Annotated in this window: 16 protein-coding genes and 1 tRNA gene; 3 read left to right on the top strand and 14 right to left on the bottom strand. The window is 58.0% G+C overall.

The window, feature by feature from the left end; genetic code table 11:
* Window positions 1–38 precede the first annotated feature (38 nt).
* The 7 genes from hscB to trmJ all read right to left on the bottom strand — a co-directional run bounded on the left by hscB (window position 39) and on the right by trmJ (window position 4,956).
* Complete coding sequence (gene hscB, locus ACP3TY_RS02600) at window positions 39–560, bottom strand: co-chaperone HscB (RefSeq protein WP_053123537.1); 522 nt, start codon at window positions 558–560, stop codon at window positions 39–41.
* A gap of 8 nt (window positions 561–568) precedes the next feature.
* Window positions 569–892, bottom strand: a complete 324-nt coding sequence (gene iscA, locus ACP3TY_RS02595; protein WP_003227904.1) for an iron-sulfur cluster assembly protein IscA — start codon at window positions 890–892, stop codon at window positions 569–571.
* Between the two features lie 34 nt (window positions 893–926).
* The gene (gene iscU, locus ACP3TY_RS02590) at window positions 927–1,313 is read right to left on the bottom strand and encodes a Fe-S cluster assembly scaffold IscU (RefSeq protein ID WP_007916892.1); all 387 of its coding nucleotides are present in this window, start codon (window positions 1,311–1,313) and stop codon (window positions 927–929) included.
* 101 nt (window positions 1,314–1,414) lie between these two features.
* Window positions 1,415–2,629, bottom strand: coding sequence for an IscS subfamily cysteine desulfurase (locus tag ACP3TY_RS02585; RefSeq protein WP_008084662.1), 1,215 nt, complete (start codon window positions 2,627–2,629; stop codon window positions 1,415–1,417).
* Window positions 2,630–2,676: 47 nt separating this feature from the next.
* Window positions 2,677–3,168, bottom strand: a complete 492-nt coding sequence (gene iscR, locus ACP3TY_RS02580; RefSeq protein WP_003227911.1) for a Fe-S cluster assembly transcriptional regulator IscR — start codon at window positions 3,166–3,168, stop codon at window positions 2,677–2,679.
* Between the two features lie 237 nt (window positions 3,169–3,405).
* The gene (gene cysE / locus ACP3TY_RS02575) at window positions 3,406–4,182 is read right to left on the bottom strand and encodes a serine O-acetyltransferase (protein ID WP_026000547.1); all 777 of its coding nucleotides are present in this window, start codon (window positions 4,180–4,182) and stop codon (window positions 3,406–3,408) included.
* A 3-nt stretch (window positions 4,183–4,185) separates the two neighbouring features.
* Window positions 4,186–4,956, bottom strand: a complete 771-nt coding sequence (gene trmJ / locus ACP3TY_RS02570) for a tRNA (cytosine(32)/uridine(32)-2'-O)-methyltransferase TrmJ (protein WP_008084663.1) — start codon at window positions 4,954–4,956, stop codon at window positions 4,186–4,188.
* A 145-nt stretch (window positions 4,957–5,101) separates the two neighbouring features.
* Between trmJ and suhB the strand changes: the two genes are divergently transcribed.
* Window positions 5,102–5,920, top strand: a complete 819-nt coding sequence (suhB, locus tag ACP3TY_RS02565; protein ID WP_008084666.1) for an inositol-phosphate phosphatase — start codon at window positions 5,102–5,104, stop codon at window positions 5,918–5,920.
* Between the two features lie 228 nt (window positions 5,921–6,148).
* On the opposite strand, the gene ACP3TY_RS02560 is transcribed toward suhB, so the two are convergent.
* The 6 genes from ACP3TY_RS02560 to queA form a co-directional block, all read right to left on the bottom strand.
* A complete protein-coding gene (locus tag ACP3TY_RS02560) occupies window positions 6,149–6,697 on the bottom strand; it encodes a glycine zipper 2TM domain-containing protein (RefSeq protein ID WP_053123539.1) in 549 nt (182 codons plus the stop codon).
* Between the two features lie 120 nt (window positions 6,698–6,817).
* Complete coding sequence (secF, locus tag ACP3TY_RS02555) at window positions 6,818–7,732, bottom strand: protein translocase subunit SecF (protein WP_426619190.1); 915 nt, start codon at window positions 7,730–7,732, stop codon at window positions 6,818–6,820.
* 9 nt (window positions 7,733–7,741) lie between these two features.
* Complete coding sequence (secD, locus tag ACP3TY_RS02550; protein ID WP_053123543.1) at window positions 7,742–9,610, bottom strand: protein translocase subunit SecD; 1,869 nt, start codon at window positions 9,608–9,610, stop codon at window positions 7,742–7,744.
* A gap of 65 nt (window positions 9,611–9,675) precedes the next feature.
* On the bottom strand, window positions 9,676–10,014 hold the full coding sequence (yajC, locus tag ACP3TY_RS02545; protein WP_003227923.1) for a preprotein translocase subunit YajC: 339 nt from the start codon (window positions 10,012–10,014) through the stop codon (window positions 9,676–9,678).
* Window positions 10,015–10,057: 43 nt separating this feature from the next.
* Window positions 10,058–11,173 (bottom strand): tRNA guanosine(34) transglycosylase Tgt, encoded by a 1,116-nt coding sequence (gene tgt, locus ACP3TY_RS02540; protein WP_164979451.1) that lies wholly within the window; start codon window positions 11,171–11,173, stop codon window positions 10,058–10,060.
* Window positions 11,174–11,187: 14 nt separating this feature from the next.
* Window positions 11,188–12,252 (bottom strand): tRNA preQ1(34) S-adenosylmethionine ribosyltransferase-isomerase QueA, encoded by a 1,065-nt coding sequence (gene queA / locus ACP3TY_RS02535; protein ID WP_426619189.1) that lies wholly within the window; start codon window positions 12,250–12,252, stop codon window positions 11,188–11,190.
* Window positions 12,253–12,360: 108 nt separating this feature from the next.
* Here queA and ACP3TY_RS02530 point away from each other — a divergent pair.
* Window positions 12,361–12,445: transfer RNA gene (locus ACP3TY_RS02530), tRNA-Leu, on the top strand.
* A gap of 135 nt (window positions 12,446–12,580) precedes the next feature.
* Window positions 12,581–12,910, top strand: a complete 330-nt coding sequence (locus ACP3TY_RS02525; protein ID WP_053123549.1) for a hypothetical protein — start codon at window positions 12,581–12,583, stop codon at window positions 12,908–12,910.
* Here ACP3TY_RS02525 and ACP3TY_RS02520 read toward each other — a convergent pair.
* Window positions 12,907–13,275, bottom strand: a complete 369-nt coding sequence (locus ACP3TY_RS02520) for a PH domain-containing protein (protein WP_053123551.1) — start codon at window positions 13,273–13,275, stop codon at window positions 12,907–12,909. The genes ACP3TY_RS02525 and ACP3TY_RS02520 overlap by 4 nt on opposite strands.
* Window positions 13,276–13,397 lie beyond the last annotated feature (122 nt).

Here is a 13,397-nt window from a genome sequence, read left to right as displayed (position 1 = left end):
TATCTGTATATCAGGCGTGCGACCGGAGCGGCACTGGGTTAATCGTCGAGGCGCTCTTCTAACTGGCGCACTTCGTAGGTGAGCTTGTCGAGGAACTGCATGCGCCGCATCAGGCGTTCGGCCTGTTCGCGTTGCGCCGCATCATCCCAACAGGCTGCGAAGCTTTCGTTGAGTTCTTCCTGAGCCACTTTCAAGCGACGCTTGAACACCGCGACACCGTCGAGGTCGGCACTGTCCTGGAGGTCTTCAAGCTCTTCGCGCCATTGCATCTGCTGCAGAAGAAACTCGGGATCATGGACAGTGACTTCCATCGGCACTTCATGCCCGCTGATGGTCAGCAGGTAGCGTGCGCGCTGGGCCGGACTCTTGAGCGTCTGATAGGCGTCGTTGAGCCGTGCAGACTGCTCGAGTGCGGTTCGCTGCTCACGCTCGGAAGCGTCGGCAAAGCGGTCAGGATGAACGCCGCGCGCCAACTCACGGTAGCGCGTGGCCAACTGCTCGAGATCCAGACGGAAACTCGGTTGCAGCTCGAATAAAGCGAAATGACAAGGAATACCCACGACAAGCCTCAGATGTTGAAGCTTTCGCCGCAGCCACACTCACCGCGTACGTTGGGGTTGTTGAACTTGAAGCCTTCGTTCAACCCTTCCTTGACGAAATCGAGCTCGGTGCCGTCCAGGTAGGCGAGGCTTTTCGGGTCGATGATCACTTTTTCGCCGTGACTCTCGAACACCTGATCCTCTGCAACCACCTCGTCGACAAACTCCAGCACGTAGGCAAGGCCGGAACAGCCTGTGGTGCGAACACCCAGACGAATCCCTTCACCTTTGCCGCGCCCGTCGAGGGAGCGCCGCACGTGTCGAGCAGCCGCTTCTGTCATGCTGATAGCCATCGGTGACTCCTTACTCGTCGCCAAATCCAGAAAGTCAGATCAAGCCTTTCTTCTGCTTGTAATCGCGAACAGCCGCTTTGATAGCGTCTTCAGCCAGTACCGAGCAGTGAATTTTCACTGGCGGCAGGGCCAGTTCTTCGGCCAGCTGAGTGTTCTTGATGGTTTCTGCTTCGTCCAGGGTCTTGCCCTTCATCCACTCGGTGGCGAGGGAGCTGGAAGCGATAGCCGAACCGCAGCCGTAGGTCTTGAACTTGGCATCTTCGATGATGCCGGCGTCGTTGACCTTGATTTGCAGACGCATCACGTCGCCGCATGCCGGAGCGCCGACCATGCCGGTGCCGACATCAGGATCTTCCGCGTTCATCTTGCCGACGTTGCGCGGGTTTTCGTAGTGGTCGATGACCTTTTCGCTGTAAGCCATGATTCTCAATCCTCACTCATCAGGGCCGCTCTTGAGACCCTGCAACTGCGCTGCGTAAACCGCCGCGTCGCTACAGGATCTGTATCTGGCGGCTTCTATATTTAGTGTGCCGCCCACTCGATTTTCGAGATATCGACGCCGTCTTTGTACATGTCCCACAGCGGCGACAAAGCGCGCAGCTTGGTAACGGCCTCGCAGACTTTCTGCGCGGCGTAGTCGATTTCTTCTTCGGTGGTGAAGCGGCCGAAGGTGAAGCGGATCGAACTGTGTGCCAGTTCGTCGTTGCGGCCCAAGGCGCGCAGTACGTACGAAGGCTCCAGCGACGCCGAGGTGCACGCCGAACCGGACGATACCGCCAGATCCTTGAGCGCCATGATCAGCGACTCGCCTTCAACGTAGTTGAAGCTCAGGTTCAGGTTGTGCGGAACGCGGGCGGTCAGGCTGCCGTTGACGTACAGCTCTTCCAGATGCTCGACCTGCTTGTAGAAGCGGTCGCTCAACGCTTTGATACGGACGTTTTCAGCAGCCATGTCTTCTTTGGCCACACGGAACGCTTCGCCCATGCCGACGATCTGGTGAGTCGCCAGGGTGCCGGAACGCATGCCACGCTCGTGACCGCCACCGTGCATGGTCGCTTCGATGCGCACACGCGGCTTGCGGCTGACGTACAGCGCACCGATGCCTTTAGGGCCGTAGGTTTTGTGGGCGGAGAACGACATCATGTCGACTTTCAGCTTCTGCAGGTCGATCTCGACCTTGCCAGTGGACTGAGCGGCGTCGACGTGGAACAGAATGCCCTTGGCGCGGAGCATTTCGCCAATCGCGGCGATGTCGTTAACGGTGCCGATTTCGTTGTTCACGTGCATCACGGAGACCAGAATGGTGTCTTCGCGCAGTGCCGCTTCAATCATCGCCGGGGTGATCAGACCGTCTTCAGTTGGCTCGAGGTAGGTCACTTCGAAACCTTCACGCTCCAGTTGGCGCATGGTGTCGAGGACAGCCTTGTGCTCAATCTTCGAGGTGATCAGGTGTTTGCCCTTGGAACCATAGAAATGTGCCGCACCCTTGATTGCCAGGTTGTCGGACTCAGTGGCACCGGAGGTCCAGACGATTTCGCGCGGATCGGCGTTGACCAGATCGGCCACCTGACGACGGGCGTTTTCGACGGACTCTTCAGCTTTCCAGCCGAATACGTGGGAACGGGACGCCGGGTTACCGAAGTTTCCGTCAACCAGTAGGCATTCACTCATTTTTTGCGCAACGCGCGGATCGACCGGGGTGGTCGCAGAGTAATCAAGGTAAATCGGCAATTTCATGGACTATCTCCTAAATCAGGGCTGGCGTACCGCTAGCTCTTCGGCTGTCATTCGACGGCGGACGCTTCAATCTTGTCCAGGCGTGGCGCCTTGCTGTTGCAACGACGCTGGTCCTGACGCTGGGCTACTTCTTGCACCTCACGGCGAGTTACAAGATCAGCCAAGCTGATACCACTTAGAAATTCGTGAATCTGCAGGCTCAAATCGCACCACAGATGGTGAGTCAGGCACGTATCGCCGGAATGGCAATCGCCCTGGCCCTGGCATTTGGTGGCATCAACCGATTCGTTTACCGCATCGATCACCTGGGCGACCTGGATGCCCTGCATGTCGCGGGACAACTGGTAGCCACCACCCGGGCCGCGAACACTGGAAACCAGGTTGCTGCGGCGCAGCTTGGCGAACAGCTGTTCGAGGTAGGACAGGGAGATGCCTTGGCGCTCGGAGATATCGGCCAGGGACACGGGCCCGTGCTGCGCGTGCAACGCCAGGTCAAGCATGGCGGTCACGGCGTATCGGCCTTTTGTAGTCAGTCGCATGGACAGTTACCACGGAGTTCAGAATGGGGCGAGTATGCAATTCCCGAGTATTTAAGTCAACTTTAAGACCTAGTACTTTAGTCAGGATTACCCGCAAAAGAGCGCGCGCATCATAGCAAAGGCTGGCGGCATGCAGCCAGCGGTACCGCGTTATCGTTCTTCGCGAGCAGGCTCGCTCCCACATTGGAATGCAATCCTCTGTGGGAGCGAGCCTGCTCGCGAAGAAAGCGCCGCGGTTTAACTGGCCTGGCTCTGATCCTTGTCCTTCACGCAGGCGAAGTCTTCTTCACGCAGCTCAGGCAGATCTTTCGCACAGTAATTGCTGCCCAGATCCTTCAGCGCGCCGCACATCCCTTCCAGCCGCCCGTCCACCGCTTGCAGGTGATCGAGCAACTGACCGATGGCGCGCGCCACCGGGTCGGGCATGTCTTCGCTGACGCCATAGGCATCAAAACCGATCTTCTCGGCCATGGCCTTGCGCTTGGCGTCCTGCTCTTCGTCGGATTTGACGATGATCCGCCCCGGAATTCCCACTACCGTGGCGCCCGGCGGCACTTCTTTAGTCACAACAGCATTGGAACCGACCTTGGCACCGGCGCCGACCGTGAACGGACCAAGCACCTTGGCGCCCGCACCCACCACAACACCGTCGCCCAGCGTCGGGTGGCGCTTACCTTTGTTCCAACTGGTCCCGCCGAGGGTCACGCCCTGATAAATGGTCACGTCATCGCCAATTTCGGCGGTTTCACCGATAACGATGCCCATGCCGTGGTCGATAAAGAAGCGCCGACCGACCTTGGCGCCGGGATGAATCTCGATCCCGGTCAGCCAGCGACCGAAGTTCGACACCAGCCGCGCCAGCCATTTCAGCTCGTTACGCCACAGCATGCCGGCCAGTCGATGGATCCAGATTGCATGCATGCCGGGGTAGCAGGTCAGGACTTCAAAAGCGTTTCGCGCCGCCGGGTCTCGATGGAACACGCTCTGGATATCTTCACGCAAACGCTCAAACATCATTTAGTCCTTCCGCTTTAGAAGCTCACCACGGGCCGCTTTTTGGGTTTCCGTGAGGATGCCACGCAAAATATTCATTTCCGCCCGGCTGACCGAGCTGCGTCCGTACAACCGGCGCAGGCGCGCCATCAAGTGCCGCGGCTTTTCCGGATCGAGAAATTCGATAGCGACCAGCGTCTGCTCCAGATGCTCATAAAAGCGCTCCAGCTCATCCATGGTCGCCAGCTCGGCGCTTTTCACCGAAGCCACTTCTTCTTTCTCGATCTTGCTCGGCTGACCTTGTGCAGCCAGCCAGGCCATGCGCACTTCATAGCTCAACACCTGCACCGCCGCCCCGAGGTTCAGTGAACTGAACTCAGGATCGGAGGGGATGTGCACGTGAAAGTGACATCGCTGCAGCTCGTCATTGGTCAGGCCGGAATCTTCACGACCAAACACCAAAGCGATTTCTGCGCCCTGCCCGGCTTCCTCGACCACTTTGGTGCCGCATTCGCGCGGATCCAGCAGCGGCCAAGGGATTCGGCGATCACGGGCGCTGGTGCCGAGCACCAGATTGCAGCCGACCAACGCGTCTTCCAGGGTGGCGACGACTTGCGCATTTTCAAGGATGTCACCGGCACCGGAGGCGCGAGCATCGGCCTCGTGGTGCGGAAACAGGCGCGGTTCGACCAGCACCAGTCGCGACAGACCCATGTTTTTCATGGCGCGCGCGGCCCCGCCGATATTGCCGGGGTGGCTGGTATTGACCAGGACAACACGAATGTTCTGCAGCAAGGGAGGCGCTCTCGGACACAGGAAAGGGGTGCAAATCTTACAGAACAGCCTACCTTTAAGCTATGAAAGCGAACAGCGTCCTTCACCTGAAGAAAAGTTCTGATAGAATGCGCGGCTTTCTTTAACAACCTTAGGTGACACATCCATGCAGCCCATGCTGAATATCGCGCTGCGCGCCGCCCGCAGCGCCAGTGAACTGATCTTCCGCTCCATCGAGCGCCTGGATACCATCAAGGTCGACGAAAAAGACGCCAAGGATTATGTATCCGAGGTCGATCGCGCCGCTGAACAGAAAATCATCGACGCGCTGCGCAAGGCTTACCCGAACCACTCCATCCGCGGTGAAGAGACTGGCATGCACGCCGGTACCGGCATCGAAGGCGAAGAGTACCTGTGGATCATCGATCCGCTGGACGGCACCACCAACTTCCTGCGCGGCATTCCTCACTTCGCCGTAAGCATCGCCTGCAAATACCGCGGTCGCCTGGAACACGCAGTTGTTCTGGATCCGGTTCGTCAGGAAGAATTCACCGCCAGCCGTGGTCGCGGCGCTCAACTGAACGGTCGTCGTCTGCGCGTCAGCGGCCGTACCAGCCTCGACGGCGCACTGCTCGGCACGGGCTTCCCATTCCGTGACGATCAAATGGACAACCTGGAAAACTATCTGGGCATGTTCCGCGCTCTGGTTGGCCAGACTGCCGGCATCCGTCGCGCCGGTTCGGCGAGCCTGGATCTGGCTTACGTGGCTGCCGGTCGTTTCGATGCGTTCTGGGAATCGGGTCTGTCCGAGTGGGACATGGCTGCAGGCGCCCTGCTGATTCAAGAAGCCGGCGGCCTGGTGAGCGACTTCACCGGCGGTCACGACTTCCTTGAAAAAGGCCACATCGTTGCCGGCAACACCAAATGCTTCAAAGCAGTTCTGACGGCGATCCAGCCGCACCTGCCGGCTTCGCTGAAGCGCTAAGCGTTACGCGAAACGAAAAAAAGCGCCCTTCGGGGCGCTTTTTTTATGCCTGGAATTTTACAAAACCTCCCTGTAGGAGCTGCCGAAGGCTGCGATCTTTTGATATTTGTTTTTTTAAAAACCAACATCAAAAGATCGCAGCCTTCGGCAGCTCCTACATAGGAATCGGTTTTTTGTGGGCACAAAAAAAGCACCCCGCAGGGTGCTTTTTTCTAAACGATCGGCCTGTTACTGGCCCGGCTCGTTCTGCGACAGGATCAACTTACCTTCCTTGTCGACCGGAATCTGGTTGCCCGGATCACGATCCATGCGCACTTTGCCTTCCTTGCCATCCAGCGAATAACGCACGTCATAACCAACGACCTTGTCGCTGATGTCATTCACTGTGTTGCAGCGGGTTTGCGTGGTGGTGTAGGTATCGCGGTTCTGCATACCTTCCTGCACCTTGTTACCGGCATAACCGCCACCGACTGCGCCAGCGACCGTGGCAATTTTCTTGCCGGTGCCGCCGCCGATCTGGTTACCCAACAGACCACCTGCCAGTGCACCGACTACCGTACCGGCAATCTGGTGCTGATCTTTTACAGGCGCCTGGCGAGTGACCGTTACATCCTTGCACACTTCACGTGGTGTCTTGATCTGTGTCTTGACCGGCTCAACGGCCAAAACCTGCGCATACTCAGGGCCGCTTTTAACCAGGCTGTAGGTGGCAACAGCACCCCCGGCAGTGACACCGACAGCACCCAATACCGCACCAACCAGCAACGACTTGTTCACATGAACCTCCTGACCATCACATGCGGGACGCGCCCGCGCTTCTCCCAGCCTTGGAGCATAAAAAAAGGCGCGAGTTCAACTCGCGCCTTTTTTGGCTGACAACCGGGAAAACGCTACGCGTTATGGACGGTCGTCGACTTCCTTCTCAGTGTTTGCAGGAGGAATCAGGTCTTCTGTGCTCAGGTTCAGCCAGATCAGCACCACGTTGGCGATGTAGATCGACGAGTAAGTACCCGCCAATACACCAATGAACAGTGCGATGGAGAAACCGAACAGGTTATCGCCACCGAAGAACAGCAGTGCCGCAATCGCCAGCAACGTCGAGATCGAGGTCGCCATGGTGCGCAGCAGGGTTTGCGTGGTCGAGATGTTGATGTTCTCGATCAGCGTCGCCTTGCGCAGGACACGGAAGTTCTCACGCACCCGGTCGAATACGACGATGGTGTCGTTCAACGAGTAACCGATGATCGCCAGTACCGCCGCCAGTACCGTCAGGTCGAAAGTGATCTGGAAGAACGACAGGATACCGATGGTCACGATCACGTCGTGGATCAGCGAAACGATGGCGCCGACCGCGAATTTCCACTGAAAGCGGAAAGCCAGGTAGATCAGGATGCCACCGAGCGCCAGCAGCATGCCGAGGCCGCCCTGGTCGCGCAGCTCTTCACCGACCTGCGGGCCAACGAACTCGACGCGCTTGACCGTCGCCGGGTTGTCACCGCCGAGCTTCTGCAGCGCTTCCGCAACCTGATGACCCAGCTGCGGGTCTTCACCCGGCATGCGCACCAGCAAATCGGTGGTTGCACCGAAGCTCTGCACGATGGCTTCGTGGTAACCGGAAGTTACCAGCTCTTCACGCACCTTGGTGACGTCGGCCGGACGCTCGTAGGTCAGCTCAATGAGCGTACCGCCGGTGAAGTCCAAGCCCCAGTTCATGCCCTTGGTAGCGACACTGAACAAGGCCAGCAAGGTGAGGAATACTGTGACGCCGAACGCGAAGTTGCGAACGCCCATGAAGTTGATTGTACGTAACATGGCAGCCCCTTAAATCCACAACTTCTTGAAGTCACGTCCGCCAAAGATCAGGTTGACCATTGCGCGGGTCACCATGATGGCCGTGAACATCGAGGTAAAGATCCCGAGGGACATGGTCACTGCGAAACCTTTGACCGGGCCGGTGCCCATGGCAAAGAGAATCCCGCCGACCAACAGAGTTGTCAGGTTGGCGTCGAGAATCGCGGTGAATGCCCGGCCGAAGCCTTCGTTGATTGCACGCTGCACAGTCATGCCGGCGGCGATCTCTTCACGGATCCGCGAGAAGATCAGCACGTTGGCGTCGACCGCCATACCCATGGTCAGCACGATACCGGCGATACCTGGCAGGGTCAGTGTTGCCCCCAGCAGCGACATCAAGGCCAGCAGCAACACCATGTTCACTGCCAGTGCGACAGTAGCGATGATGCCGAAGAAGCGGTAGATGGCGATGATGAACAGCGACACGAACAGCATGCCCCACAGCGACGCATCGATACCTTTGGTGATGTTGTCAGCACCCAGGCTCGGGCCGATTGTGCGCTCTTCAGCGAAGTACATCGGTGCAGCCAGACCACCGGCACGCAGCAGCAGCGCCAGCTCGGACGACTCGCCCTGACCGTTCAGGCCAGTGATGCGGAACTGAGCACCCAGCGGCGACTGAATGGTCGCCAGGCTGATGATCTTCTTCTCTTCTTTAAACGTTTGCACCGCGACGTCTTTTTCGACGCCGTCGACCATCTGCTTTACGTAGGTGGTCACCGGACGCTGCTCGATGAAGATCACCGCCATGCTGCGACCGACGTTCGAACGGGTTGCGCGGCTCATCAGCTCGCCACCGTGACCATCCAGACGGATGTTCACTTCAGGCGTGCCGTGCTCGCCGAAACCGGCCTTGGCATCAGTGACCTGGTCACCGGTGATGATCAGACCACGTTCGATCTGCGCAGCGGGACGATTGCCTTCACGGAACTCGAAAGTCTCGGAAGTGGCTTTCGAAGCACCCGGCTCTGCAGCCAGACGGAACTCAAGGTTGGCCGTCTTGCCGAGAATACGCTTGGCTTCGGCAGTGTCCTGCACGCCTGGCAGCTCAACCACGATGCGGTTGGCGCCCTGACGCTGGACGATCGGTTCGGCAACACCCAGCTCGTTGACGCGGTTACGTACCGTGGTCAAGTTCTGCTTGATGGAGTATTCACGGATTTCCGCCAGCTTGGCCGGGGTCATCGCCAGACGCAGTACCGGTTGACCGTTGAGATCGGCCGGAACAATGTCGAAATCGTTGAAGTTCTTGCGGATCAGCGCACGGGCCTGTTCGCGGGAGTCTTCATCACTGAAGCCCAACTGAATGGCGCCATTGAGTTGCGGCAGGCTGCGATAACGCAGTTTCTCTTTGCGCAGCAGGCTCTTGACGTCGCCTTCGTAGACTTTCAGGCGTGCATCGAGGGCTTTATCCATGTCCACTTCCAGCAGGAAGTGCACACCACCGGACAAGTCCAGACCCAGCTTCATCGGGTGCGCGCCCAGATTGCGCAGCCATTGCGGGGTGGTCTGTGCCAGGTTCAGCGCAACGACGTAGTCATCACCCAATGCCTTGCGCACAACGTCTTTGGCCGGCAGCTGATCTTCAGCCTTGGTCAGACGGATCAGACCGCCCTTGCCGTTTGCCGCCAGTGTGGCTGCCTTGACGTTGATCCCGGATTCCTTGAGCGCAGTGCTCACGCGATCCAGATCAGCCTGATTGACTTGCAGCGCAGTGCTTGCACCGCTGACCTGAATGGCCGGGTCATCAGGATAAAGATTGGGAGCGGAATAAATCAGACCGACCGCCAGCACCGCCAGGATCAGAATGTATTTCCACAGAGGGTATTTGTTCAGCATCACGCCGCCCGTTATGAACGCGGGGCGCCTTGCGCGCCCCGTCGATTGAGTAGAAGTTGTTACCTTTAGATCGCTTTCAGCGTGCCTTTTGGCAGCGTGGCGGCGATGGCGCCTTTCTGGAATTTCATTTCGACGGTGTCGGAAACTTCCAGAACCACGAAGTCATCGGCAACTTTGGTGATCTTGCCGGCGATGCCGCCAGTGGTCACAACTTCGTCGCCCTTCGCAAGGCTGCTCAGCAGGTTCTTCTGCTCTTTGGCGCGCTTGGCCTGTGGACGCCAGATCATCAGGTAGAAGATGACCAGGAAACCGACCAGGAAAATCCACTCGAAACCGCCGCCCATTGGGCCGGCAGCAGCCGGTGCAGCCGCGTCAGCCATGGCGTTAGAGATAAAAAAGCTCATTTAGCACTCCAGTTGCAAATGTTGAATCTTGGGGTCAGAAAACTCAGTCCAAAGGCGGAACGGGGAGCCCGCGTTTGGCGTAGAAGGCATCGACAAAGGCGGCCAATGTACCCTGTTGAATAGCCTCGCGCAAACCAGCCATCAGCACCTGATAATGGCGCAAGTTATGGATGGTATTGAGCATGCTTCCCAGCATTTCGCCGCACTTGTCCAGGTGATGCAGATAAGCGCGGGAGAAGTTCTGGCAGGTATAGCAATCGCAGGTCGGATCCAGCGGCGATTCATCATGGCGATGGAACGCGTTACGGATCTTCAGCACGCCGGTATCAATGAACAGATGCCCATTGCGGGCATTACGGGTTGGCATCACGCAATCGAACATGTCCACACCGCGGCGCACACCCTCAACCAGATCTTCCGGTTTGCCAACGCCCATAAGGTAACGAGGTTTGTCAGCCGGCATCATGCCCGGCAGATAATCCAATACTTTGATCATCTCGTGCTTCGGCTCGCCGACCGACAGACCGCCAATGGCCAAGCCATCGAAACCGATCTTGTCGAGGCCTTCGAGCGAGCGCTTGCGCAGATCCTGGTGCATACCGCCCTGCACGATGCCGAACAGTGCCGCAGTGTTTTCACCGTGGGCATTTTTCGAACGCTGAGCCCAACGCAGCGACAGCTCCATCGATACGCGCGCGACATCTTCGTCAGCCGGATACGGGGTGCATTCGTCAAAAATCATCACAACGTCCGAGCCCAGATCGCGCTGAACCTGCATCGATTCTTCCGGGCCCATGAACACTTTGGCGCCGTCGACAGGAGAGGCGAAGGTCACGCCCTCCTCCTTGATCTTGCGCATCGCGCCGAGGCTGAACACCTGAAAACCGCCGGAGTCGGTAAGGATCGGGCCTTTCCACTGCATGAAATCGTGCAGGTCGCCGTGCTCCTTGATCACTTGAGTGCCAGGACGCAGCCACAGGTGGAAGGTGTTGCCCAGAATCATCTCTGCGCCCGTGGCGACGATGTCACGCGGCAACATGCCCTTGACCGTGCCGTACGTGCCCACTGGCATGAACGCCGGGGTCTCGACGGTGCCACGCGGGAAGGTCAGGCGACCACGACGGGCCTTGCCATCGGTGGCAAGGAGCTCAAAGGACATGCGACATTCGCGACTCATTCTGTTTCCTCTGGGCCGGTTTCTTTAGGGGCAGTAGGTGCGGGGTTACGGGTGATGAACATCGCATCACCGTAGCTGAAAAAGCGGTAACCGTTATCGACGGCGGCCTTGTAGGCGGCCATGGTTTCGGGATAACCGGCAAATGCCGAAACCAGCATCAACAGCGTGGATTCCGGCAAATGGAAATTGGTCACCAGGGCATCGACCACATGGAACGGCCGGCCCGGGAAGATAAAGATATCGGTGTCGCCGCTGAACGGCTTGAGCACGCCATCGCGCGCAGCACTTTCCAGCGAACGCACGCTGGTGGTGCCGACCGCAATCACCCGACCACCGCGCGCACGGCACGCAGCCACCGCATCAACCACGTCCTGGCCGACTTCCAGCCACTCGGTGTGCATGTGGTGATCTTCAAGCTTCTCGACGCGAACAGGCTGGAAGGTACCGGCGCCCACGTGCAGCGTGACGAACGTGGTCTCGACGCCTTTCGCTGCAATCGCCTCCATCAGCGACTGATCGAAATGCAGCCCGGCCGTCGGCGCCGCCACCGCACCCAGACGCTCGGCGTACACGGTCTGATAACGCTCGCGATCCGAACCTTCGTCCGGACGGTCTATATAAGGAGGCAGCGGCATGTGCCCGACGCGGTCGAGCAGCGGCAACACTTCTTCGGCGAAGGCCAGCTCGAACAACGCATCGTGACGCGCGATCATTTCAGCTTCGCCACCACCGTCGATAAGGATTTTCGAACCCGGCTTCGGCGACTTGCTGGAGCGCACATGGGCCAGCACGCGGTGCGAATCGAGCACGCGTTCGACGAGGATTTCCAGCTTGCCGCCGGACGCTTTCTGCCCGAACAGCCGCGCCGGAATCACCCGGGTATTGTTGAACACCATCAAATCGCCCGGGCGCAAATGCTCAAGCAAATCAGTGAATTGACGGTGTGCAAGGGTGCCGCTCGGCCCATCAAGGGTCAGCAGGCGACTACCGCGACGCTCGGCCAAAGGGTGGCGGGCGATCAGCGAATCAGGGAGCTCGAAAGTAAAGTCAGCAACACGCATGATGGGGTTCGTCTAGCAGGGCCGGAAAGTTTAGCGGAAATATCGAAAATAGACCATGAAACGTGATTGACCAACGGTAATCTCATCTCTATACTTCGCCGCCATTGAGCCCTGATGGCGGAATTGGTAGACGCGGCGGATTCAAAATCCGTTTTCGAAAGGAGTGGGAGTTCGAGTCTCCCTCGGGGCACCAAAATTAAGAAAGGTCTTGCTTAGCAAGGCCTTTTTTTTCGCCTGCAATAAAGCCCTGCCCCTGCAGGAGCTGCCGCAGGCTGCGATCTTTTGACCTTCAGCTTCTCGACCGACGAAAACCCCAAGGATCAACACCATGGAAACGTCACTGGAAACAGTCGCCCTGTTCTCCCTGAAACTCGCGTATGAGGAAGAGGGCCTGAGCCCGATCCTGCGCGATGACATGGTCATGGGTGACTACCAGCGGGATATTTTCGAGTTGTTGGTGAAACGTGGCGATGTCGAGACTATTCAATTCAAGATGAATGAGTGCCTTGGCCTGGCGCTGGATGCATTGGGCGGTGTCGAGAAACCGTTGGGGCGTGAGCTGCACAAGTTGTCAGCCGATCTCAGGCAGGCGCAGTCGCTGGAGCAGCTTGATCCGCCGCTCCTCGCGCTGAAGGGTTATCTCAAAGACATTCTTTAGAACAGGTACTTGGAGATGTACTTCGAAATCTCGACCATCGAGGTCTTCCCGGTGAATTCGAATTTCACTTTCCCCAGCGACGAAAAGTAAATTTCCAGCTCCGAGTCCAGATCGAACGTTCCCGACGTTTCCACGGAATACGCGACGATGTTTTTATACGGCAGCGACGTGAAGTCTTTCTTGCTGCCGGTGATGCCTTGAACGTTGACGGCGATGATGCGTTTGTTGGTAAACACCACGCCATCGCGCATCGACTTGTACGAATCGATGACCTCTTCCCCATCAAGCAATAGTTCGGTCACGCGTTGCGCGTACTCATCGTTTTGCTTGAGCTTGAAGAAGCCTTTGTTGTTGAAGTCGATCATCTGTCCATCCTTCTGTTCGAGAAAACATCCTGGTCGTGCTTCGTATCAGTGACGCACTTCTAGTACAAAAAATATCGTCCGGAAAGCCTTTACCAGGATGACCAGCGTGGCGCGACGCTACT

This window comes from Pseudomonas rustica, from assembly GCF_049959085.1.
Taxonomy (GTDB): Bacteria; Pseudomonadota; Gammaproteobacteria; order Pseudomonadales; family Pseudomonadaceae; genus Aquipseudomonas; species Aquipseudomonas rustica.
The sequence above is the reverse complement of the archived record's forward strand: the minus strand, read 5'-3'. Positions and strand labels throughout refer to the sequence as shown.